At 40.5% G+C, this 22,875-nt stretch carries 23 protein-coding genes, 2 tRNA genes and 1 riboswitch; of the genes, 7 read left to right on the plus strand and 18 right to left on the minus strand.

Annotation, left to right across the window (positions count from 1 at the left end; translation table 11 throughout):
* Positions 1-127 precede the first annotated feature (127 nt).
* The 16 genes from H5993_RS06580 to H5993_RS06655 form a co-directional block, all read right to left on the minus strand.
* Positions 128-199, minus strand: a tRNA-Gln gene (locus H5993_RS06580).
* Positions 200-271: 72 nt separating this feature from the next.
* Positions 272-3,166 carry a YfhO family protein gene (locus H5993_RS06585; RefSeq protein ID WP_204776722.1) on the minus strand — a complete coding sequence of 965 codons (2,895 nt, stop codon included), beginning with the start codon at positions 3,164-3,166 and terminating at the stop codon, positions 272-274.
* An 86-nt stretch (positions 3,167-3,252) separates the two neighbouring features.
* A tRNA-Pro gene (locus tag H5993_RS06590) sits at positions 3,253-3,326 on the minus strand.
* Positions 3,327-3,412: 86 nt separating this feature from the next.
* On the minus strand, positions 3,413-4,084 hold the full coding sequence (locus H5993_RS06595) for a type 1 glutamine amidotransferase (protein WP_204776723.1): 672 nt from the start codon (positions 4,082-4,084) through the stop codon (positions 3,413-3,415).
* A gap of 34 nt (positions 4,085-4,118) precedes the next feature.
* A complete protein-coding gene (gene thiE, locus H5993_RS06600) occupies positions 4,119-4,778 on the minus strand; it encodes a thiamine phosphate synthase (protein WP_204776724.1) in 660 nt (219 codons plus the stop codon).
* A 4-nt stretch (positions 4,779-4,782) separates the two neighbouring features.
* Positions 4,783-5,580: a bifunctional hydroxymethylpyrimidine kinase/phosphomethylpyrimidine kinase gene (thiD, locus tag H5993_RS06605; protein WP_204776725.1), complete on the minus strand. Its 798-nt coding sequence runs from the start codon at positions 5,578-5,580 to the stop codon at positions 4,783-4,785.
* Complete coding sequence (thiM, locus tag H5993_RS06610) at positions 5,577-6,341, minus strand: hydroxyethylthiazole kinase (protein ID WP_204776726.1); 765 nt, start codon at positions 6,339-6,341, stop codon at positions 5,577-5,579. The genes thiD and thiM overlap by 4 nt, the downstream gene beginning before the upstream one ends.
* Positions 6,342-6,384: 43 nt before the next feature.
* A riboswitch (TPP riboswitch) is annotated at positions 6,385-6,492 on the minus strand.
* 37 nt (positions 6,493-6,529) lie between these two features.
* Positions 6,530-7,447, minus strand: coding sequence for an FAD:protein FMN transferase (locus H5993_RS06615; RefSeq protein ID WP_239458020.1), 918 nt, complete (start codon positions 7,445-7,447; stop codon positions 6,530-6,532).
* A 14-nt stretch (positions 7,448-7,461) separates the two neighbouring features.
* Entirely contained in the window at positions 7,462-8,001 is a 540-nt protein-coding gene (locus H5993_RS06620; protein ID WP_204776727.1) for a hypothetical protein, read from the minus strand.
* Positions 8,002-8,095: 94 nt separating this feature from the next.
* The gene (locus tag H5993_RS06625; protein WP_204776728.1) at positions 8,096-9,298 is read right to left on the minus strand and encodes an NRAMP family divalent metal transporter; all 1,203 of its coding nucleotides are present in this window, start codon (positions 9,296-9,298) and stop codon (positions 8,096-8,098) included.
* 20 nt (positions 9,299-9,318) lie between these two features.
* Positions 9,319-10,068 carry a LamB/YcsF family protein gene (locus H5993_RS06630; protein WP_204776729.1) on the minus strand — a complete coding sequence of 250 codons (750 nt, stop codon included), beginning with the start codon at positions 10,066-10,068 and terminating at the stop codon, positions 9,319-9,321.
* A gap of 21 nt (positions 10,069-10,089) precedes the next feature.
* Positions 10,090-11,448 carry an acetyl-CoA carboxylase biotin carboxylase subunit gene (locus H5993_RS06635; protein ID WP_204776730.1) on the minus strand — a complete coding sequence of 453 codons (1,359 nt, stop codon included), beginning with the start codon at positions 11,446-11,448 and terminating at the stop codon, positions 10,090-10,092.
* Entirely contained in the window at positions 11,420-11,851 is a 432-nt protein-coding gene (locus tag H5993_RS06640) for an acetyl-CoA carboxylase biotin carboxyl carrier protein (protein WP_204776731.1), read from the minus strand. The genes H5993_RS06635 and H5993_RS06640 overlap by 29 nt, the downstream gene beginning before the upstream one ends.
* A 4-nt stretch (positions 11,852-11,855) precedes the next feature.
* A complete protein-coding gene (locus H5993_RS06645) occupies positions 11,856-12,872 on the minus strand; it encodes a 5-oxoprolinase subunit C family protein (RefSeq protein ID WP_204776732.1) in 1,017 nt (338 codons plus the stop codon).
* Entirely contained in the window at positions 12,873-13,586 is a 714-nt protein-coding gene (pxpB, locus tag H5993_RS06650; protein ID WP_338033138.1) for a 5-oxoprolinase subunit PxpB, read from the minus strand.
* A 352-nt stretch (positions 13,587-13,938) separates the two neighbouring features.
* The gene (locus H5993_RS06655) at positions 13,939-14,181 is read right to left on the minus strand and encodes a cytochrome b5 domain-containing protein (RefSeq protein WP_180871988.1); all 243 of its coding nucleotides are present in this window, start codon (positions 14,179-14,181) and stop codon (positions 13,939-13,941) included.
* A 426-nt stretch (positions 14,182-14,607) separates the two neighbouring features.
* Between H5993_RS06655 and ade the strand changes: the two genes are divergently transcribed.
* Positions 14,608-16,347 carry an adenine deaminase gene (gene ade / locus H5993_RS06660; RefSeq protein WP_204776733.1) on the plus strand — a complete coding sequence of 580 codons (1,740 nt, stop codon included), beginning with the start codon at positions 14,608-14,610 and terminating at the stop codon, positions 16,345-16,347.
* A gap of 386 nt (positions 16,348-16,733) precedes the next feature.
* Here the strand turns inward: ade and H5993_RS06665 are convergent, their stop codons facing one another.
* Both H5993_RS06665 and H5993_RS06670 read right to left on the minus strand, forming a co-directional pair.
* Entirely contained in the window at positions 16,734-17,411 is a 678-nt protein-coding gene (locus H5993_RS06665) for a DUF3800 domain-containing protein (RefSeq protein ID WP_204776734.1), read from the minus strand.
* Positions 17,412-17,831: 420 nt separating this feature from the next.
* Entirely contained in the window at positions 17,832-17,996 is a 165-nt protein-coding gene (locus H5993_RS06670; protein ID WP_204776735.1) for a helix-turn-helix transcriptional regulator, read from the minus strand.
* A gap of 217 nt (positions 17,997-18,213) precedes the next feature.
* On the opposite strand from H5993_RS06670, the gene H5993_RS06675 reads away from it, so the two are divergent.
* The 6 genes from H5993_RS06675 (at position 18,214) to H5993_RS06700 (ending at position 22,713) form a co-directional block, all read left to right on the plus strand.
* Entirely contained in the window at positions 18,214-18,561 is a 348-nt protein-coding gene (locus tag H5993_RS06675; protein WP_204776736.1) for a helix-turn-helix domain-containing protein, read from the plus strand.
* A gap of 489 nt (positions 18,562-19,050) precedes the next feature.
* Positions 19,051-19,671 (plus strand): DUF3862 domain-containing protein, encoded by a 621-nt coding sequence (locus H5993_RS06680; protein ID WP_204776737.1) that lies wholly within the window; start codon positions 19,051-19,053, stop codon positions 19,669-19,671.
* Positions 19,672-19,878: 207 nt separating this feature from the next.
* Positions 19,879-20,226 (plus strand): hypothetical protein, encoded by a 348-nt coding sequence (locus H5993_RS06685; protein ID WP_239458021.1) that lies wholly within the window; start codon positions 19,879-19,881, stop codon positions 20,224-20,226.
* 38 nt (positions 20,227-20,264) lie between these two features.
* Positions 20,265-20,690 carry a DUF6978 family protein gene (locus H5993_RS06690; protein WP_204776739.1) on the plus strand — a complete coding sequence of 142 codons (426 nt, stop codon included), beginning with the start codon at positions 20,265-20,267 and terminating at the stop codon, positions 20,688-20,690.
* A gap of 14 nt (positions 20,691-20,704) precedes the next feature.
* Positions 20,705-21,475 (plus strand): DUF1828 domain-containing protein, encoded by a 771-nt coding sequence (locus H5993_RS06695; RefSeq protein ID WP_204776740.1) that lies wholly within the window; start codon positions 20,705-20,707, stop codon positions 21,473-21,475.
* Positions 21,476-21,588: 113 nt separating this feature from the next.
* Positions 21,589-22,713 (plus strand): tyrosine-type recombinase/integrase, encoded by a 1,125-nt coding sequence (locus H5993_RS06700; protein WP_204776741.1) that lies wholly within the window; start codon positions 21,589-21,591, stop codon positions 22,711-22,713.
* Positions 22,714-22,875 lie beyond the last annotated feature (162 nt).

The raw sequence follows: 22,875 nt of genomic DNA on the forward strand, positions 1-22,875 counted from the left end.
ATACATAAAATCCCCTAAATCAAAAAAATTGGTACTGCTAGGATTTTACTCCTATCAGTACCAAATATTGTAGACCCGCTTTTTTATACACAAAAAAAGCGAAGAGCAACCTCTTCGCTTCAAGGAGTTGGGCTAGCTGGATTCGAACCAGCGCATGACGGTACCAAAAACCGTTGCCTTACCGCTTGGCTATAGCCCAATTTGACTCGTCACCATTTGACGACTTATTTAGTATATCAAACTGAGCCAAAATTGCAAGACCAATTTTAAATTATTTTGGCTGCCGACGAACAAGCCAGGTAATTACAGCCATTAGGAATGTCCAGAGTAAGCCAAAAAGACTGATAATTACCCCTATTCTTAAACCAGGGACATGATAAGTAAAGACAATTCGATGATGACCAGCCGGCAAGCGCACGCCTAAGAAAGCTTGATTGGTTCGGATAGTTTTAACAACCTTACCATCGACCTTTGCCTCCCAACCACTCGAATATGGGATTGACGAAGTTAAAATTCCTACACGAGGAGTCGTAATTTCTCCACTAATCTGATTAGTCTCAAATTTTAGATTCTTAAGCCGGTGATTTTGGATGGTTTTAACTTCTTTTTGATACTTGGTACCAAGTTTCTCGGCCACAACTTGATATTTTAGGTCATACGTACCAAGTTTAGTTGGTATAAAAGTCAACTGTTGCGGAAAGTCTTTTTCAAAATAGCCAATATTCATTGTGCCATTCTTTACCACTTTAAAGAAGGACAAAACACTTTGCTTTGGCTGAGTGATTTTTTCTGTTCCATACTTACTCTTAATTTGTAAACTATAACTCATATCCGGTGAGCCATTGATTAAATGGTAACGCCAATACTTGTAGTAAGCCGACCAATGGTTAATCATCCCCCCAGGATTAAACTGGGCTGTTTGGTGAAGGTGATCGATTTCCGCTTTTAACTGTTCTTTTAAAGTTAGTGGGTGATACTTGATCGAAGCAAATTCAACATGCAATTCGGTTTGTCGTAATTGCTTTTTAACAGCTTTTTTTGCCACATCCGGGAAAACTAATTTATAAGTTTCATCCGCATCGAGTAATTGTAAATGATGCGGATTAATTACATTAAAGCGATTAGAAATAATTTGCGATTTAACCTTAATTACATTCCCCTTCAAATTAGCATTTGTCAGTCCCTTAATCGCCTGGTTATCAGCAACTACTCCACTTGCCAAAGCCCGTTCTTTTTCCGTTGGTGAAAGTTTTTGATACCGGTGCTTAGAAATTGCCTGGTCCTGCCAGTAGATCAGCGGAAAAGCTTGGTTAGTCTTCAACCGATTTGTTTGGATCGGAGTCAAATCGGTCTTTTGCGTCGCATTACTTGGCTGTGGGGCATCATAATCATATTGAGGTTCCGTTGATTGATCCAAGAAATAACCTTGAGGCCACTTTAAGGCGTTATCGCCATTTGATTGAACAAAGAGATAGCGCACCCCTAAAAAGTTTAACCAAACACTCCGGTCATCAACTTGGCGCAAAGGAACGTTAGCTTGATACTGGGTATTTTGTAACGAACGACTAAAGTCCCCTAAATACTGATTTTGAAGGGAATAATAAGAATCAATATTGTGTAAACCTGTTGAAAGGTCATTGTCATTTAAAATGTCCGGAATAATCTCGTTTTGGCTAATTGTTGAAACCCGGTAAGTTGGTGATTTGGAAAGGCCCTGATCTAAGCCGCCATACCGTTGCTTGGTAATTGCTTGGTATTGCCCTTTGGTTAACATTGCACTAGCGAAGTCCCCGTTATATGGGAAAGCCGCATAAATGGCATTAAAACCAGCGTTTGCAAGCAATAAGGCCATTAACCACCGAGCTGGATGAACAATTACTTGACTATGAAGAAGCCACAAAATCAAAAGACTCCCCAAAAGACAAATTACTGGTACGAATAATGCTGGATCATTTTTAAAGAAGTATGAAATCAAAACGACTAGCAGATATCCAATCGTCACCCAGGTCATAATTAAAAGTTGATGGCGTGATAAATCTCCTGCATTTTGTAAAAGAAAACAAACTGCCATACTTAATGGTGAGTAAATCAAGAGAGTCCACCGGTTTGAAGCCGCCATCATTCCGTTGAAGAAGGCACCGACCGCTGGAATTAGTAGCATCACAAAGGCTAAAACTAAAGCAACTGCGATTAAGGGATACCGCCGAACATTGAGATAAATATAGACAATTCCCAGAAAGCCGATCGAAACAATCCCTAAAGCTGACCAGAACATAAAGGACCATTGACCACCATTGATCAACGATTTTGGCAAGAACAAGTAATAATATGCTGGATATGTCTTTAATCCATTGGCAAACAAAGAACCAGCCCGCGTTGAATGCATCACGGTAATAATTTCGGGAATTAACAGGACAGCACTTAAAAGCAAACTCGTAATCGTTGCTAAAGCCAATTTGAGGATTGTCACGCCCCAATCAAGGCGATGCCTATAATGAGTTGCAATTCGCAAAACCAAAAAGATGATCGTCCCTAGTCCCAAAACGTAAGCTAGATAATAATTGTTAACGAGCATCCAAAAGAAGGCGCCCGCTAATGGCCACCAGGATCCACCCTTTAAAACTCGCTCGGTTTGGACAACCAAAATGGGAAAAAGAATAAAAGTTGTAGTAAAGAAAGGTTGGGCAAGGCTCGCATATAAAAGGTACGAATTAACTAGATAAACCACTGAACCGGCAACCATCACCCAATCTTTAAGCTGAAAATGACGGGCAAACCAGATGAAAGCTAAGCCGGCACAATAGAGTCGCAAAATGATCATTAACTGATAAGCCATCACTAACTTAGTTACCGGGAAAAGAAAGGCCAAGTAGGTAAATACATCCCCAATTGTATAATACGAAAAAATTGAAAAAGTATCTGCCCCTAACCCCATCTTCCATGACCACATGGGATGCGTTTTAAAAGGATGCTGGATAAAGGTGCCTAGCTCTTTCCGATACTCAGCTAATAAGGGAAGATGTTGGTTTAGCGGATCCTTATTCCAAATCAGACTATTACCAGTAAAGAGATATGTTCCATACATAGTAAGCGCAATTAAAATAAATACCGCAGTATAGAATAAATAAACACGGTAATTTCGTTGCTTTTTAAAAGTAAATTCCATTGGCTTTCCTCGTAAACAAAACTTAAATTTTTGCTTAAATTAAAAAAGCTGGGATGAAACAGTACGTTTCTCCCAGCCAATCAAAGTCGGGAAAACAGGATTCGAACCTGCGACCCCCTGGTCCCAAACCAGGTGCTCTACCAAGCTGAGCTATTTCCCGAAATCAAAGTAATTAACCTCTGACAACGATTATTTATATTAAACGATCTTATCAGGATTGTCAATCACTTTGGTAATTTTTTTATTTTAAGCATTAACAATTTGGTCCAATAGCTTGGCCATTAAACTTACATTTTCTTTTGGCACCCCGTGAACTAAAATTTGATCAGCCGTTTGTTTCAAAATATTTCCTTCATCGGCATAATCCCCATCATTCACAACCATTGATCGTAAATTGTATAAGTCTGGCTCAAAATGAAATTGTAGACCAATCACTTTGTCACCATAAGCAAAGCCTTGGTTTTGATGATCCCGACTAGTAAAAAGTAACTTTGCCCCTTCTGGAAGTTCAAACATTTCTTCATGCCAGTGTAAGACTGTTGCCGTTTGTGGAAAATCAGTTAAGACATCACTTTGTAAATTAACAGGCGCCCAGCCAACTTCCTTAACTGCTGCCTTATGAACCTTTGCCCCCAGGACAACCGCAATTTGTTGAGCCCCAAAGCAAGCCCCAAAGATCGGTTTGTCTGCTATTAACATTTCTTTAATTAATTGCCGTTCCGCTTTAATCCAAGGAAAATCATCATTTGGACTTTGAGGGCTCCCTAAAATCACTAGTAGATCAGTCTCTTGAACCGATGGTAACTTACCAAACTGAGCAGGATGATAGGTAAATACTTCATGGTGGTGATATTTTGCCCACTGTAAAATTGAACCCGGGCCTTCACTTGGGGTATGTTGTAAAACATTAACGCGCATCTTTGTCCTCCTGGTAAATGATGGCCTCATTATATCAGTTTTTTAACCCTTTTTCACCCACTAACTGCCGACTAGCTAAGGCAACATCATCACTTCCAAGAACTTGAGAAATTACAGCAATCCCAGCAACACCGGTTTGACGAACTGTGGCAAGTCGATTACTACTAATTCCACCAATGGCAACGATCGGTTTTTTAGCTAATTGATTTAACTCGATCAGTTTTTGAAGCCCTAGCACCGGGTCAGCATCTGCTTTTGATTGGGTCGGGAAAATTGGCCCAATTCCATAATAATCAATCCCGGTAAGCTGATTAGCCTGTAGGATTTCAGCTTTCGTATTACAAGAATAGCCGACAAACATTCCAGCTTGCTGAGCAACCTTTGTAACTTGACGAATTGCTTGATCGCCCTGACCCACATGAATTCCATCTGCTTTCAAGGTTAAGGCTAAGACGAGGTCATCATCAACAACGAACGGACAATGATAACGTTGACAGAGATTGTGAAGTCGATGGCCTAATTTTTGACGCGCTAGTCCTTGTAAAGCACCGGTTCCCTTTTCCCGATATTGAAACATGGTAATTCCGTTTTTTAGGGCAATCTCCACTCGCTCGAGTAACTTTACCGGATTACTTTCAGTATCTTGACTGCCACCAACGAGGTAAGCATTTAACATTTCGGTTTTAAATTTCATTGTTTTACACCGCCCAGTGATTTAATGGTCCATGACCGTGGCCAACAAGGATCCCATCCCGAATTGTCGCTGTTACGTAAGCCTTACCAATTTGAATTGCAGACTTAAGGTCGGTTCCCTTAGCGATTTCAGCAGCGATGCAAGCAGAAATTGTATCACCAGTGCCATGGGTATTAATGGTTTCAAACCGAGGACCGCTCAACCAAAAGTCAGTCCCATCGGCCAATAACACATAATCACTTGCCGCGGTCTCAGTGTCCAAATGGCCACCCTTAACTAAGACATTTTTAGCACCCAAAGTTTGAAGTTTTTCAGCTGCCACTCGCATTGCTCCCTGATCCTTAATCGTAATTCCTGTTAAAACTTCAGCCTCAGGTAAGTTAGGGGTTACTAAGCTTGCAAGTGGTAACAATTCCTGTTTAACCGTTGCTACAGCATCATCAGTCAATAAATGAGCACCCCCTTTAGCAACCATTACCGGATCAAGAATATAAGGGCCAAAGTTAAACTTCCGTAAATTTTTGGCAACCGTCCGCACAGTGTCACTATTGGCTAACATGCCACTTTTGACAGCTTTAATCGCTAAGTCATCAGCAATCGCTTCAAATTGTTCATCAATAATTGTTTTAGGTAGGGTAAAAGCATCATTTACCCCGCGGGTATTTTGGGCGGTTACAGCAACTACCACAGATGCCCCAAAAACATGTCGCATTTGCATTGTTTTTAGATCCGCCTGCATACCAGCCCCACCACCAGAATCAGATCCAGCGATTGTTAAAGCTTGAGGAAATTGTTTTTTCATTTTCCTACTCCCTTCCAACTTTTTGAATTTGCTTGGTCCAAGATCGTTAAGAAATTAGCCGACCAATCACCAAGTTTCCCGGTATCTGCTCTTTGTCCTACCTGGCCAAAGTATTCCGTTCCAAATTTGACAGCTTCAAATTGACTAATCGGTAAGCTAAGGCAACCACTCAAAAAAGCCGAAAGCATGTCACCAGTTCCAACGATTTTTGGCATCATTGGACTTCCCATCGTACATTCAACTGTAGTTTTACCATCACTCACGTAGTCAATTGGCCCAGAAAGAACCACTAAGCAGTGCTGCTTTTGCGCACAAAGTTGGGCCAGGTAAGCCGGATTATTTTCGTCCCCGGCATCAATTCCCCGGGCTTGACTTTGAATTCCTGCTAAATAAGCAATCTCACTCGCATTACCGCGAATTAAAGTTACCCCTTTCTTTAGAATTGATTGGACTAAACTTTGCCGAGCTTGACTCGCACTTACTGCAACCGGATCTAAGACAATTGGCTTACTCAGTTGGGTTGCAGTCGCCATCACCGCATCAATTAAAGCCGCTTGATCACTGTCAACCGAGCCAATATTAATGGTTACGGCATCCGCTAACTGGGTTAGCTCAGTAGCCTCATGAAAGTCAGATGGCATCATCGGTGACATCCCTGCTGCGCTTAAAACATTAGCTACTGCCCCAGCAGTAATAAAATTGGTCACCACTAGTACTAAGGGACGTTGAGCTTTAATTTGGTCAATTAAGTTTGTCTTCATCTTTTTCCTTTCCGGAACATCAAAAAAGGCGTTATTCCCGCAGGATAACGCCTCCGTAACGTCCCTACGCGAGTTCTAACTCACAGGTTCAATGGATCCGTGTTTCTAAAACACATCTCAGCCCGGTGCACGGGCACTCCAGTTACATTTTCTAATTTAATTGTAAACGGTAATGAAAAATTGTCAATCTAATCATCTGGGCCATGATATTCAAACAGCTGGTTCCGGTTATCAATGACGATAGCCTTAATCCCTGGTAGCCCTTCCACTACACGTTGAATTTCAGCTTGTGGTTTTCCAAAGAGCATCGTTGTCCAAATCTCGCCATCAACCGACCGTTTAGAAATAATCGATAAACTTGTAATCTTGGTGGGGGTTGGATAACCAGTATGTTTGTCAAAAATATGGTGATAAAAATGATGGTTAGCTTCCAGGTTTCGTTGATAAATCCCAGAAGTTACAATTGATTGATCGCGGAGATTTAATACCCGCCGGTAGTTGCCAAGCGGTTGAGCTGGATCTTGCAGGCCAACGTGCCAATAACCATCCGAATTACTCCGCTTCCCGCCGATCACAACCACGTTCCCACCGAGATTTAAGAGGGCCGATTGGACCCCGTTTTGGCGTAAATAATCGGTAAGTAGATCAGCGATATACCCCTTCGCAAGCGACCCCAAATCGATCTCCATTCCGGCTTGCTTTAGGAAAACCGTTTGTTGAACTGGATTCAATTCAATTTGGTGGGGATTAGTCAGCTTTAGCCGCGCTTTAATTTTATCATCACCCGGCTTATGAGCATCATCAAAGCCAATATGCCAGAGCTTAACGAGGGGCCCGATGGCAATATTTAAGTTTCCGACTGGCATTAGACTATAATCTTTACCAATTTGAATTAAATCGAATAACTCCGGAGCTACTTTTACTGCTTGCTTACCAGCCTGATGGTTGACTTGCATTAACTCGGCTGAATCATCATTTGCACTAAAACGATGTTCGTACAATTTTAGCTGATGCACTACTTCATCCGCCAAGACTTCCGCCTCTTCGTGATCGATCTGGACATCGATTACGGTCCCCATCAAATGAACCCGTCGTCTTGCAATCATCTTTTCATCCTCTTTCAATAAAATCGTTGGTTATCTTGCCGGCGTTCAACTCGTTCCATTAGCCGTTCGAGCTGATTTTCCATTAAATTAGCTTGGCGATTCAAAGCGTAATTTGTAGCTTCAGGATTCTTCAGCACGTCGGCCGCTTGAATCCGATAGCGACGGTGTTTTTCAAACTGCATAATGCCAACTTCTTCACCGGTTTGCACCCAACTATCATATTGGCTTAAGATCCGTTGAAGCCGTTCTTTAGCAGTGATCTTTGGTAGTGTCTCCTGTTCTCGTAACACCTTTGTTTGTGATCGCTTTGCCTTTTTCTTTGGCGATGCTGGGAGCTTCTGTCCATTAGCCAAGGCGGTCAGATTTTGAATATCAGCCTTCAGAAGAGGCATCTGAGCACGTTGACAAGCTTTGATCCGTGCATGTTTAGGGATGAACTGACCATTAGCCTTTGCAAGTTGATAAAGGGTAGTGGGAAATTTAATTTTCTGCTTCGCCTTCTCCGTTAGCGCTGCTTGTTCCTCTTTTGAATAGTAATTTTGCCATTTCTCCATTACCAACTTACCTCCCGAAATAACCATTTCATTTCAATTGAACCAAAAAAAGCGACTGATTGCAATGCAACCACCGCTTTTGATGATGACCAACTTAGAATAAGGTAAAGATGGTTTTTAAACTGGCAAAGGCCATGAAAAGGACCACTATCCAACCCGTAATTGATAACCAAATTGGATGATGGTAACGGACTCCCATAATTGGTTCTTTAAGGGCCGCAACTAATAGGATCGCTAACGCAATTGGTAAAATTAAACCGTTCAACGCGCCCACTACCACGAGAACCTTTGCTGGTTGACCAACGAGGGCAAAAACAATCGTTGCAAAGGCAATGAAACCAACCGTTAAATAATCTCGGAACCGAACTGACCGGTCATTGACCGCATAGTCTAAAAACGAAGTTGAGGTAAAGGTTGAGCCAATAATTGACGACATTCCCGCTGCAAAAAGTAGCAAACCAAAAAATTTCAGGCCAAAACTTCCGGCAGCAGTTTTAAAAATCGAAGCGGCAGGATTCGTTGGATCAAGTTTTGTGCCGGTCAAAACCACCGCTAGCCCAACTAGGAACAACATAACCCGGATCACCGAGGCTAAGCCAATTCCCGTTAAAGCCCCGAGGTTAACATACTTTATATCTGCTTGGCCTTTTGCCCCACCTTCAAGGAGTCGGTGACCACCAGCAAAAGAAATATAGCCCCCAACAGTCCCCCCAACAATTGTCAAAATCGAATAGAAATCAATTTTCGTTGGAGCAAAGGTATGACTAACAGCCTGTTCATATGGGATCTTGGTTACTATCAACATATAAATTAACACCAGGACTGCGATTATCGCTAAAATTTGCACCGTCCAATCCACGTACTTGAGAGCATTTTTAACGATTAAAATCCCAATCGCAAAAATTGCAGAGAGAATGGCCCCCCAGATAACCGGAATACCAAACAATACGTTTAACCCGAGGCCAGCGCCAGCCACGTTCCCAATATTAAAGAAAAGGCCGCCTAATGCGACTAAAGCCGATAAGAGATAGCCTAAGCCCGGGACGACTTCATTAGCAATTAACTGTGCGCGTTTTCCTGCCACGACAATAATCCGCCAAATATTCAACTGCACAATAATGTCGACCAAAATACAAATTAAAATGGCAAAGCCAAAATTAGCTTTTTCACTTTGTGTAAAGGTGGCTGTTTGGGTTAGAAAACCCGGACCAACCGCCGACATCGCCATTAAGAAAGCCCCACCAAGGGCGGCTTTTTTTACGGTTTGGTGGTGACTTTGACTTAGTTTTTCTTGCATAGACTCCCTCCTAGTTTTTATTATCCTGCTGTGATTTCAACTCCGTTTTCTGCTAAGGCCAACCGTAACTGCTTGATTAAAGCTAAAGCTGCGGCATTATCTCCATGAACACAGATCGTATCTGCTTTCAGATTTACAATTTCACCAGTAATGGCAGTAACTGCTTGGTTTTCAACCATCCCTACTGCCCGCTTCGCAACAACTTCAGGGTCAGTTAAGACTGCCCCAGGTTGGGAACGCGATACTAAACTACCATCTGCTTGATAGGCCCGGTCAGCAAAAACCTCTGACCTAACTGGTAAACCAATTTGGTTAGCCGCCTTAATTAATTCTGAGCCGGCTAAGCCATATAACGGTAAACCAGGGTCAAACTTCTGAATCCCCCGGCAAATTGCTAAAGCTAATTTAGGATCTTTTGCAGCAGCGTTATATAATGCTCCATGAGGTTTTACGTGATGTAAGCGATGACCCTTTGTAAATCCAGCCAGCGCCGCAATTTGGTAAGTAATTAAATGTTCAACCTCACTTGACTTCATTGCCATGTACCGCCGTCCAAATCCCTGGCGATCAGGATATCCCGGGTGGGCGCCAATGGCAACCCCCCGCTGGTTAGCAATGGTCACCGTCTCAGCAATTACATCTGGATCTCCGGCGTGAAAACCACAGGCAACGTTTGCTGAAGTAATCAACCCCATTAATTCCTGATCGTTACCGAGCTGGTAACGACCATAACTTTCACCTAGATCACTATTTAAATCAATCCTCACCATCAAATTATCCCCTTTATTGCTTTACGAAGCTGACTTTTGATCAAGCCAGTTGACATCGGTAACTAACCGTTGAAAATCTGGTTCTTGTAAAATTTGCTCTAATTGATCAAGGTTTGTTTGGATTCCACCAATCACCGTTTCATCAATTACTGCTTGCATCTGTTGGAGAACTCGTTGGCGCCGATCACCATAAACGATGATCTTGGCAATCATCCCATCATAATTAGTTGGGACTTGGTAGCCTTGATATAGCGCCGTCTCAATTCGCACCCCTTGACCTACTGGCAAATGGAGCGCACTGATCTTTCCCGGTGTCAAAGCGTTAATCCGACATTCCATAGCAAAACCGAATGGTTGGGGCCGCCGATTACTCAACCTTGCCCCAGCAGCGATCCGTAATTGAATTTCTATTAAATCTGTCCCAGTGATCAATTCCGTAATTGGATGTTCAACTTGAATCCGGGTATTCATTTCCATAAAGTAAAAACTACCATCAGGATTATAAAGAAATTCAATCGTTCCCACCCCTTCATAGTTTAATTGGCGAACTGCTTGCTCTGACCAGCGGAGCATCTTTTCCCTAACGTTTGCCGGTAAAATCACTGCGGGGGCTTCTTCAATCACTTTTTGGTGGCGGGCCTGAATTGTACAATCCCGTTCACCTAAAGCCACAGCATTGCCATATTGGTCGGCAATAATTTGAACCTCAACGTGGCGGGGATTTGGTAAGTATTGTTCCAAATACATCCGCTTGTCATTAAAGGAAGCAACGGCTTCTTCTTGAGCAGTGGCAAATTGTTGCTTTAATTCACCTGCTGAATTAATAATCCGCATTCCCTTGCCGCCACCACCAGCACTTGCTTTTAGCATTACTGGGTAACCAATTTGATCCGCCTGTTGTTTGGCCTCAGCTAGGGTTGTAATTGCCACTTGACTTCCTTTTACGACTGGAAGGCCCGCCTTTTTCATCGTTAAACGTGCTGTTTCTTTGTCCCCTAAAAGTTTGATCACTTCCGGGCTCGGCCCGATTAATTTCAAGTGGTTTTGCCGACAAGCCTGGGCAAATTCAGCACTCTCTGATAAAAAGCCATAACCAGGGTGAACCGCTTCTGCTCTTGTTAATTGGGCTGCTGAAATAATAGCACTAATGTTTAAATAGGACTGTTCAGCATTGGCAGGACCAATACAAACGGCTTCATCAGCTAATTGCACGTGCAGAGCTTGCTCATCTGCAGTGGAGTAGACAGCAACCGTCTGGAGGCCAAGTACCCGACAAGTTCGAATAATCCGGACCGCAATTTCACCCCGGTTCGCAATCAAAACTTTATGAAAAGGCCACTTACTAATTGAACTACTGGATTTGAATAAGTGGTTGTCCATATTCAACCCCCTCTTCGTTATTTACAAGCACTCGTTCCACAATTCCATCAACATCACTAACGACGTTGGTAAAAACCTTCATTGCCTCAATAACTCCAACAACTTGACCGGCCTTTACTTCATCCCCAACCTTGACATAAGCCGGTTCTTGTGGTGATTTTGCCGTGTAAAAAATTCCGACCGTTGGAGCATTGATGGTATGGCCTTCAACCACATCAGTCCGTGGGGCTCGTACTGGGGCTTGGTCAGATCGATCAACTTGGGAAGTAGTATTACTATTGACTTTTGTTGGTGTTTTTTTAAGCTTTATCCTCTCTTCCCCCTGCTGGTACTCTAATTCTGTAAGTTGACTATTTTCTAGTAGCTTGGTTAATTTTTCTAACGCTGTTTGATCAATTTCCATTTTCTTACTCCTCCAACATTCGACTAATCCGTTGGCTGGCAACCCGGCTTATTCCGTATGGCGGACGATATTTCCCCGCTAATACGGTCTGCTCAAATTGATCCAGTTCTTGCCGAAGTTGATCTAAAGCTTGCCGCGCCTGCTCTAAAGTAATTAATTCAAATTGAATTTTTTGTCCTGCTTGGCACTGGGCAAAATAACCTAGGTCAATGGTCGCAATTACCGCAATTACCGGATAACCACCGGTGGTTTGACGATCAGCCATTAACACAATTGGTTCACCGTTTTGGGGAATTTGCAATGCTCCCCTAACTGTTGCGGTTGATAACAAGTTTTTTTTCGGAACCTGCAGTTTCGTTCCTCCAAGTCGATACCCCATTCGGTCCGCTTGGTTAGTTACTTTAAAGGTTCCTTGAAATAACCTTTGCTGATTGAGATGATCAAACCACTGCCATTGTGGTCCTTTAATCAACCGGATTTTTATTATCTCATCCTGATTTGGTAGCCGTTGAGCTTGCGCCCGGCGGTGATAAAAACTGGTCAAAACTGTTTGTTTTTTGATTGGAATTAAGTCGCCAGCTTCTAACGCGCGACCGTGAAAGCCACCGAGATGCAGGCGAATTGTTGTTGACTGACTCCCAAGAACTGGTGCGGTTTGGATCCCACCAGCGATAGCTAAGTACCCAATCCGCCCTTTTTCAACTGGGCCAATCTTTAGAATATCGCCAGCTTGTACTTGAAGGCATTGGTTCATTGGGATTAACGCATGGTTTAACTCTGCCTTGAACCTGGCGCCGGTTAGAGCAATGAAGGTTGAACGTTCAAATTCTAAGGTTGGTCCAACTAAAGGAAACTCTAGGACCGCTGTTCCTTCAGCATTACCAACCAGTAAATTTGCTAAGCGCGTTGCCGCTCGATCAACGCTGCCGGAAGCCGGGAAGCCAAATCGTTGGGCATCAACTCGCCCCGTATCCTGAATGGTTGTTTGGAGTCCGGGTTCAATTACTTGTAGAAAAGCCATCTACTCTGCCTCCCTTGGTTGATACGTTTTCGCTTGAACAGTTAACTGAATTGCTTTGAATTCAGCGGGAGTAACGGCCTCAAATTGGATTTGATCCCCCGCCTGATAAAAGCTAACTGGATTTTCTGGTTGATACAGCTTAAGTGGTGTTTGTCCGATAATACGCCATCCCCCTGGAGAAGTAACTGGGTAAAAACCAGTTTGCTGACCGGCAATTCCAATACTTCCAGCTGGGATCTTAAGCCGGGGGCTTGCTAAACGGGGCATGGCAATTTGATCAGGCACCGTCCCCATATAGGCAAATCCCGGAAGAAAACCAAGAAAGTAAATTAAGTACTTTTGTGCAGTATGGAGCCGAATCACTTCCGTCGGGGTAATTCCCCCATAGTCAGCCACATCCCTTAGATCAGGACCGTATTCACCACCGTAAGCGACAGGGATAAGCCAGGTTTTAGCTACTGGTAAATCACCACTTAATGAACTTTCAATAATCGGGACTAACCGTTGCCTTAACATTTTGCCATTGGTAATTTGCCCATTAAAGGTAACCGTTAAAGTCGCATAGGCTGGAATAATCGTTTCGATTGCCGGAATCTTTGCCTTCATGATCAATTGTCCTAAAAGTTGGACTCGACGATTAATTTCCGGATCAATTACCTTCCCCAATTCAATAACAATTGCTTGATCACCATAGTCGAATAATTGATAATCCACGATCCCACCTCCAAACTTTATTAGAATTACTTATAAGTTAAAACTAGTCTAAAGAGCTTTATTTAATTTGTCAAAGTACCCATCACTAAAATTGACATAAAAAACGAGATTAAAGTTAAGATAATTAACCTAAAATTCCAACAAAATTAATTATTATTCTCATTTTTACTTTAAAACTTGTTTCCGAAACAAATTATCAAATGTTAATTTTTGATACTAAAAAGGCTGATTCTAATGAATCAACCTTCGTTCTTCTTATCCCAACCAGGCCGTCAAGGAGCTTTTTCCCTAACCTCCCTAAACTAGTTAGTGGGGATGGAACCAGGCATTAACCTCATTCCCCACTTCTGACTTATTCTGGAATAACTTTCCCTACAACTGGTAGCTTTGCTAAATTCTTTATTCCGTGCGGTGAAACTTCATGGATTGACTTGGAAACATCATGTCCAGCAAGATTTCCGTGGTGCTCACCATTTTGCCAAGCTGGACTATTTGAAACATCATAGATCACTCCATCCACCGCCACGTAACCAGGACGGCCATCTTGAGCATCATATTGCGCTAATTGAGCTAAAGTTAAATTCTTTTCTACCATTTAATGACCTCCTTACCTAATGATTGTCTTCATTTTACCATTAAGTGCTTTCATTAGATAATGTTATGCTCGCGATTGATATTTTAAATTTAATATGTGCTTTTTTTACTCAACTTCTTCTAAAATTAGCATTGACCCGCGATCCAACCAAGTATTAAACACCCAGTTACGTAGTAAAAATTATAAATTCCTGATCCAGTTCCTAATATTCGCCCTACTAAATGGGTAATTTGGCCATATTTTGCCACAACATCAATTAGAACCAAAGTAACTTATTCAAGCACAGTTGCAACTAATTTTTCATTAAATCCGTGTGACATTTTCGGATGTTTCTTTCAACAATTTAAAAAAAGTTCGTAAAATCATTGATATATAGTCGAAAATCATTATAATGGTCGACAATTTATCTTCAAAGGAGTTTTAATCTTGGAAAAAGCAACGCTTAAAAAATTAATTGACGTCGCTGCTGGCCGGATCCCAGCCGACTTGGTTTTAAAAAATGCCCGTATCGTCAATGTAATGACACACCGCTTGATAAACGGTGATGTTGCCATTAGTGATGGTTTAATTGCAGGAATTGCCGACCATTATGATGGACATCAAACAATCGACCTTAACCATCACTTTCTTGCTCCCGGCCTCATTGATGCCCACATCCATATTGAATCAGCTTATGTCTCTCCTGAAGAATTTTCGCGATTGTTTGTCCCCCACGGGACCACAACAGTCTCCACCGATCCCCACGAAATTGTTAATGTAGCTGGTTTAACCGGTCTTAATTACATGCAAACAGCAGCTAAGCAAGCAGCGATGGACATTCGCTTTATGATGCCGCCTTGTGTTCCGTCAACCCCTTTTGAACACGCTGGCGCGCATTTAACTGCCAAAGATATTCAACCTCGCCTGGCAGATAATCAAGTTGATGGCCTAGCAGAATTAATGAATTATGTTGGGGTAATTAATAATGATGATACCATGCTTGACGAAATTTTAGCTGCCAAAGCAACTGGTCATCGGATTGACGGCCATGCTCCTGAATTAATGGGAAAAGCCCTAAATGCTTATGCCGCTGCTGGAGCTGTTAGTGATCATGAATGTATGACGATTGAGGAAGCCCAAGCCCGCCTTGATGTCGGAATGTATCTAATGATTCGGGAAGGAACGACTGAACATAATCTAATTGATCTTCTCCCGATTGTTAATTCAGCCAATGCCCGCCGGTGTCTCCTAGTCGGTGACGATGTCCAAACCAAGACGGTGCTTTCAATTGGTCATCTTGATCATTCAATTCGGCTAGCAATTGCTAATGGTCTGGATCCAATCACCGCAATTCAAATGGCGACCCTTAATGCTGCTGAATATTGTGGTCTTGCGGATCGGGGAGCAATCACTCCTGGCCGGCGGGCTGATTTAATCGTGGTTGATGATCTACAACATTTTAAAGTAGAACAGGTCTTAATCAAGGGCCAAATTGTCGCCAAGAATCATCAATACCTCCTTCCTGTAAAACGCACAGCAATTGATTCCGTTGCTAACACGATGGCGGTTAAACCATTCTCCACTTCACAATTTAAGCTAAACCTGAGTGGTAAAATGATCCGGGCAATTCAAGTTCTACCAGGCCAAGTTGCTACCGGTGAAAAACATCTTCAACCAACCGTCGATTCTGACCATGATTTTAAATTTAATCCCTACCAGGATCTCGTAAAAATAGCGGTTGTCGAACGTCATCATCATACCGGCAACCTTGCTGTAGCCCTACTTGCCGATTACGGTTTGAAGCATGGCGCCATCGCTAGTTCCATTGCCCACGACTCTCATAACGTTATTGTTGCTGGGGTTAATAATGAAGAAATGAAAGCGGCAGTTGAAGCGCTGATCAACCAAGGTGGTGGAGCAGTCGCCGTCAAAGATGGTCAAGTAAAGGCCAAATTTGCTCTACCAATTGCCGGTTTGATGAGTGACCAACCAGGAGAAGTTATCGTCAAAACGCAAACTCACTTTGATCAAGTTGCTCATGATATTTTAGGGATCCCGGCAAATATCGATCCGTTGATGACTTTAAGTTTTATGTCTTTAGCAGTAATTCCAAAATTAAAGCTCACCGATGAAGGCCTTTTTGATGTCGCACAAATGAAATTTGTTCCTCTAGAAATTGCTAACTAATTTCTAGCATAAAAAACGCTGTAACCCCGATTAACATTGAGGTTACAGCGTTTATTTTGCTTATCTTTGTTTATGTTCCAAAATTAATGGGTGCAATTTATTATTTTTCAAATCATCATTAATGGTCGGTATACCAACGTCTTGATAAAGTTTTTTCTTTCAATTTGAAGTTAAGAACAATACCCATTTTGCAGAAGTTTGCTATATTTTTGCTATATCGATCAATATTCGTCCATATATGTAAAAAAGCGACTTTTAAGTCGCCTTTGAGTACCTATATGCTGACTACCACAACAGGCAGTTTATGAATACTTCGCAAGATCTCACAGAATACAGGTCTTACCTCTACGATTAGTTTATTATAACTAACCCTATTTGTAAATATTTTACAATCCAAATTTATTGTATGGAAAGTAATCATGATTCCTACACAAAGGATTTATTGAATTCATAATAATATTGTCATCATTTTTTGACGACACATATCCATAGTTAATCCCATTTGAAATAAAGTCAGCAATCTGAATGCCATAATTGCAATGAGATTCTGGATAATCAATTGTCACTGCAATATCTTTATTTCTTTCATAAATAAGATGAATGTTTAAATAGTCTTCAAATGAATTACCACTAAATACCTTTATATCTCGTTTATCAATATTTATAGCTAAAGTTTTACATTCGGGATAATAATCAAGAATGTCGTCAATAACTAATCTTAACCAATAATTGTATGAAATGGCTTTATCTTTAAACATTCTTTCTACTAACCATTTCTTATCAATAACTATGTAGAAAACATTAATTTTATTTTTCGGCAGCTGTTTAATTAGTTCAGACCTTTCAAAAGGCTTAATACTCGAGGCTTTTACTTCACCCCTCTTCCAAATCCTGCTTGGATGATTATCTTTAACCTTTTTACATAGTCGCTTCATTTTTCGATGGATGTTTTTCACGTTTTCACTTGAAACAACTACACACGCAATTGTAAAGTATCTTCCTCTACCATGCCCAGGATTACCTGATTCATCGACATAAACAATGAGATCTTGCATCATTTGCATTATTGTAACCTTTCAATTGTACTGTTAATTAATTGTACCAGTAATTTTGCTTTTATGTACAGGGGCCGAAGCCCCTTGAAATTAATAATTTAACTTGGCTACAAAAACATCATTAAAGTTAAGTGGTGAGGTAGGGGTAATACCTAATGGAGTACTATATATGCAAGCCCAGTAATTTTTACCGTCTTTTGGAACTGTGAACTCGAGATAACATCGATTGCCAGTTACTGTTGTACCGTACATATTAAATGACGCTTCTGCATGATCCATATCTGTAATCCGTACTCGCGACTGATAGTTATCAAGCTCTTCTGGCAATGTGTATGAGATAAAGTAGTGACCAGGTTTAAGATTGTACCAGAAGTATTGGTTGCTAAGTTTGTCAAATCAGCTACCCCCACTTTCTCTAAAGTAATGTTATTAATTACCAGTGATAAATCTATATTCGCCGAACAACTTAGTCGCTCGAATAGCAATATCAGCATTCATATTCTTACGGCCATTTAAAATTGCACTAAGATAGTTAGGAGTGATCCCAATTTCTTTAGCTACATATCGTTGCTTTAGCCCATGCTTCACGATCATTTTTTTAAATCGCTATTAGCACTCGGACTAACCAAACTTGGCATAAGCTTCCCTCCTCACTAAATTACTCTTAATGAGTAATTTTATGTTTATACAATACTATTCTATTTGAGTAAGTCAACACTATATTTAAACCTTTTGAAGAAAAAATAACACTTTATGTTTAAATATATTATAATAATGGAAACACTAATCAACATCAGAGGGGGAACTAATCATGTCTGCATTCGGCGAACGAATTCAACAATTACGAGAAGAACGTGGTTGGTCTAAGACTTATGTTGCACAAAAATTAGGTTTAAAAAGAATGCAAGTTTATGCCAACTACGAATATGGTACTCGTGAGCCTGATTTAGATACTATTAAAAAGCTCGCTTTGTTGTTTGATGTTACAACTGACTATTTATTAGGCAAAAAGCAATCTGAAAGTTCTCCTGTTAATGATTTAACTGTCGACGAAGCAATTGGGACCATTATGAGCTACGATGGCAAACCAGTTACTGAACATGATCATGAAGTTATGCGCCGTCTAATGCGTGCTTACCTGGAAGGACGGGACAATTAAAAGGGTGGTGGCAAAATGAACGCTAAAGAAATCTGCAAAGCGTTAAATGCTCACCTTATTTATGGCGACTTTGAAAAACAGCCTACGCTTCTTTTGGTAAAATTAATGAAAAAGACTTGCTATTTGTCTGGGTGTCAAATCGTTACCCAGAGCGAGTCCAGAACTTCGCGACCTTACACGAAATTGAGCACATAACAAAACAGCATGACCAAAGCGTCTTGTATACTGCAACTGTCCAAGCCCGTATGGAAATGGAAGCAGAAGCCAACAACGGAGCTATTAGACAGTTGGTACAAGACTATGTAGATATCACCGGTCTGGAACCAGAAGAACTCAATTACATAACTTTCATGAAACAAAACGGGATTTCTTTTGACTATGTAGAAAAAGTCAAGGAAGTTATCGGGTCATACTCTCCTACGTCCAAAACTAACTGAATGACGATAAAAGCTGTGTACTGTATTTATCTTTTTCTAGGGGGAGATTAATGTGGCAAAGAAAATCAAGGACGCTAACGGCAACACTTACGTTCAAAAGAAACCATTTTATAAGCGGATTTGGTTCTGGCTGCTTGTAATTGTCGTTATTATCGGTGTTGGTGGCGCTATGGGTAGCGGAAGTAGTTCAAAAAAGTCGGGAAGTAAAGTTACTTACGCTAACTATAAGAAGATAAATCTTTCTAAGGACAATGGAACCACTAAAGAAGAAGCTAACAAACTATTTGGCAAGAAACCTTCAACCACTTCAACTGATGAACTGGAAGGCGTTAAAACTGATACAGAAACTTGGGACGGTGCAATAGTTGGTTCTAGCTTAACGATCGGTTTTGAAGATGGCCACGCTGTGAATAAGGTAATTGATGGTTTGAAGGTTAATCGGAAACACAAGATTACTTTAGCTGACTATGACACCATTCAAAATGGACAAACTAAAAAGGAAATTCTAGATAAATTTGGCAAACCAAATGGCTACAGTCACACGAACATTTTGGGTAAAAATAGTGAAACTTGGTCATACACTTCCGGTATCAAGGGCGATTCTGGCGCTAACTTTGTTCTTACCTTTGATGATGGTGTAGTTACCGTAAAAACCCAAACATCAATGAAATAACTTCACAAATCCGGCCTACATGGTCGGTTTTTATGTATCAGGCATGTAAATGCTAGCCCTAAGAATAAAACTTAATTTGGGAGAATTATAATTATGAAAAAAGTTTTAACTATTGCCACTTCAATATTAGCGGCTTTGTCTTTAGCAGCATGTAGCAGTAATACATCCTCAAAAAGTAGTTCTTCGAGTTCATCATCAAGTCATAAAGTGGTGAAACATAAGCAAAAACACGAGGATAGTAAAACGAAATCCAGTTCTAGCCAAGCGACTAATAGTTCAACTAGTCAGCAACAAACAACTCAACAGAGTAATCAAACACCGACTAACCAGCAAACAGAACAGCCTCAGCAACAGCAAGATGCTTTGGCAACTACTGATAATTTACACGATTTTGTAAATAAATACGGTGAGTCGCCCGCTGCTTATAAAATGGAACATCAAGGCATGTCCGCACGGGATGCTTTGTTATCAACTCCTGATAACATGAAGAGTTCTGGTGAGATTCAAGCTACTAATATGTATCGGCAAGGTCAAGATCCTTATGCTGATAATTAAAAAGCCAGCCTCGGGGGCTGATTGAGAGGATAAGTCAAATGGAAGATAAAGAATATACTTACTTGCATGAATTACCAAAAGAACTAGATGATATAATTCACATAGCCGCTCCAAAAACACAATCAAAAATGCAAGGTCACGGTAAATTTGAATCTAAAGAACGATTTACGGTATTTCAAAATCGTAAAGGTCATCATAGAAAAAACAATCTTACGTACTTATTAAAATGTAATAATGGAATTATGATTAGAATTGATATTAATGGAAAAGTACATGAGCATGTACCAACACCTCATGTACACATTTTTGATAAATCTCACAATGAAGGTTCCAAAGCTATTCCATTATCTGATCTTAAGAATTATCCTTACTTAAAAAATGATATAGAAAAATCGTTAAAAGCCTTTTTAACGTATAACAATTTTGAGATCAAGGGATTGCAGGTTAGTCGTAATCTCGTCTAGGAGGTGTAATTAATATGAATGATACGAAGCAATTATTAAATAATTATTACGACTTTCTTAGTAAAAGCTATCGCGTTAATCAACTAGACGATTCAGATGAAATCGTAACTCCATTCACAGATAACATTGGAGATAGGATTACTCTATACCTATCAACGTTAGCTGGTAACAAAATCAAGTTAGATGACGACGGTTACACACTTGATAATTTAGAAATGATGAATATCAATCTTTCTGATGCCCGACAACAAATATTAGAAAAGATCTGTACACAATATAATGTTACCCTCAGTGACGATGGTACTTTATTTAATACAGGTACTTCATCCGATTTCCCAAGAATGAAACTTGATTTAACTTCAGCAATTCTTAAAATTGGGGATCTTTCATTCACTCAACGTTCTCAAGTTAGAAAAATGTTTATCGATGATGTAATTGATAAGCTAAATAAGAGTGATTTAGGTGGTATTCCAAGTCATTTCACTGGGCGAACTGGTATCAATTACCAATATCCATATGTCGTTCCTCAACGTCAAAACCACCCACTTAAAATTGTTGACGTTACAAACCATATCGACAACAAAAGCATTATGCAAACCGCTTTCCAATTCAGTGATATTAAAAATAACTCTTCGTTTGATTACAGATCACCAAAATTAATGTTGATATATAACGACAAAGTATCTCGTCCTAACGAACAAATTAAAAAGATTGCTAATGATGTTGGCTTTATAACCATTCCTTTTGGTGATTTTCAAGATATTAAGCGAGAATTGATTGCCTAAATAATAATAATTAACCCGTCATTACACTGGCGGGTTTAAAAATAACCACTAAAGAACTAATGATCAGTTTATGTCTATAAACCAAATACAGTTTCAAGAAAGGAGTAATACCGATGTGGGTACAAAAAACTAAAACTGCTCACTTTCAATTTTTTGATCGGTATAAGGATCCACTCACTAATAAATACCGGACCGTAAGTGTTACTTTACCTAATAATAATCGTATTAGTCGTAAGAAGGCTCAAATTATCCTCGAAGATAAAATTCAAGCCAAGCTCCGTAAGATTCAAGATGGAAATATCAAAACTGGCGTAACTTTAGGCGAAGTTATCAAAGAGTGGGAACCAATATATCGAGGCCAAGTTCGTGATGCAACTTGGGAAAGCTATCTTGTTGCAAAGAAACACATCATAAAATATTTTGGTCTGGATACATTGGTCAACAATATCACCCCCAAACTTTTAATCCACGCATATGAGGAAATGCTCTATGAGGATAATTATAACAACCCAACGGTTAGAGCGGTTAGCTACCGGATGACTTCGATCCTTAGTTTTGCCTATAAGCGAGATTATATGTCTAACCAACCCATCAAAACGCTAGATGTGAACTGGAAGAAAAAAACTACCGTCCCTTCAGAAAAGTTCTTAGAACAGGCTGAGTTGACCGCCATCTTAGACTATGTCCGACAGCGTAGACCGCGTTATGCTGATATCTTCGAGTGGCAGTATCTAACAGGCATGCGAATTGGTGAAACCCTAGGAATGCAAATTAAGAATATTACCAATGAAGATGGCCAATATTACGCAACCGTAGATGGGACCATCTCTTACATTACTAGTCGGGTGGAGGACTACTATAAGCAGAATAATCCGAAAACAGAAAGTGGTAATCGTACTCTTCTGCTGCCCAAACGAGTAGTTGAGATTTACAACCAATACCAACAAGGCAAGAAGCTCAATGATTTTCTCTTTCTCGATGACAATAAGTTTTTTGCCTTTACCGCACTTAATCAAATGCTACGACGTGCTAAGCGCGATCTAAAAATCAACAAAAGAGTTACCACTCATATTTTTCGGCATACTCACGTATCAAAGCTGGCTGAGCTTGGAGTACCTCTTTATATAATCCAAGATCGAGTTGGTCACTCCGATTCTGCTATTACTAGAGAAGTATACCTGCATGTAACCAATCGGGCAAAGCAAAAGTATAAAACGACTATCATCGATCTAAAGTGACATGAGTTTGCTATATTTTTGCTATTTTTACGAAAATAAAAAACGCTGTAACCCCGATTAACATTGAGGTTATAGCGTTTATTTTGGGTCTACAATATTTGGTACTGATAGGAGTAAAATCCTAGCAGTACCAATTTTTTTGATTTAGGGGATTTTATGTAT

This window comes from Limosilactobacillus alvi (genome assembly GCF_016900115.1).
GTDB classification, from domain to species: domain Bacteria; phylum Bacillota; class Bacilli; order Lactobacillales; family Lactobacillaceae; genus Limosilactobacillus; species Limosilactobacillus alvi.

Coding starts and splice junctions, on each gene's coding strand:
- H5993_RS06635 (WP_204776730.1), bottom strand. CDS start 11,448: ATGGACAACCACTTATTCAAATCCAGTAGTTCAATTAGTAAGTGGCCT.
- thiD (WP_204776725.1), bottom strand. CDS start 5,580: ATGAAAAAACAATTTCCTCAAGCTTTAACAATCGCTGGATCTGATTCT.
- H5993_RS06670 (WP_204776735.1), bottom strand. CDS start 17,996: ATGATCGTGAAGCATGGGCTAAAGCAACGATATGTAGCTAAAGAAATT.
- H5993_RS06625 (WP_204776728.1), bottom strand. CDS start 9,298: ATGCAAGAAAAACTAAGTCAAAGTCACCACCAAACCGTAAAAAAAGCC.
- H5993_RS06620 (WP_204776727.1), bottom strand. CDS start 8,001: ATGGAGAAATGGCAAAATTACTATTCAAAAGAGGAACAAGCAGCGCTA.
- H5993_RS06585 (WP_204776722.1), bottom strand. CDS start 3,166: ATGGAATTTACTTTTAAAAAGCAACGAAATTACCGTGTTTATTTATTC.
- H5993_RS06655 (WP_180871988.1), bottom strand. CDS start 14,181: ATGGTAGAAAAGAATTTAACTTTAGCTCAATTAGCGCAATATGATGCT.
- H5993_RS06595 (WP_204776723.1), bottom strand. CDS start 4,084: ATGCGCGTTAATGTTTTACAACATACCCCAAGTGAAGGCCCGGGTTCA.
- H5993_RS06630 (WP_204776729.1), bottom strand. CDS start 10,068: ATGGTGAGGATTGATTTAAATAGTGATCTAGGTGAAAGTTATGGTCGT.
- H5993_RS06695 (WP_204776740.1), top strand. CDS start 20,705: ATGAATGATACGAAGCAATTATTAAATAATTATTACGACTTTCTTAGT.
- H5993_RS06700 (WP_204776741.1), top strand. CDS start 21,589: ATGTGGGTACAAAAAACTAAAACTGCTCACTTTCAATTTTTTGATCGG.
- H5993_RS06640 (WP_204776731.1), bottom strand. CDS start 11,851: ATGGAAATTGATCAAACAGCGTTAGAAAAATTAACCAAGCTACTAGAA.
- thiM (WP_204776726.1), bottom strand. CDS start 6,341: ATGAAGACAAACTTAATTGACCAAATTAAAGCTCAACGTCCCTTAGTA.
- H5993_RS06645 (WP_204776732.1), bottom strand. CDS start 12,872: ATGGCTTTTCTACAAGTAATTGAACCCGGACTCCAAACAACCATTCAG.
- H5993_RS06615 (WP_239458020.1), bottom strand. CDS start 7,447: ATGATTGCAAGACGACGGGTTCATTTGATGGGGACCGTAATCGATGTC.
- H5993_RS06690 (WP_204776739.1), top strand. CDS start 20,265: ATGGAAGATAAAGAATATACTTACTTGCATGAATTACCAAAAGAACTA.
- H5993_RS06675 (WP_204776736.1), top strand. CDS start 18,214: ATGTCTGCATTCGGCGAACGAATTCAACAATTACGAGAAGAACGTGGT.
- H5993_RS06665 (WP_204776734.1), bottom strand. CDS start 17,411: ATGCAAATGATGCAAGATCTCATTGTTTATGTCGATGAATCAGGTAAT.
- thiE (WP_204776724.1), bottom strand. CDS start 4,778: ATGAAATTTAAAACCGAAATGTTAAATGCTTACCTCGTTGGTGGCAGT.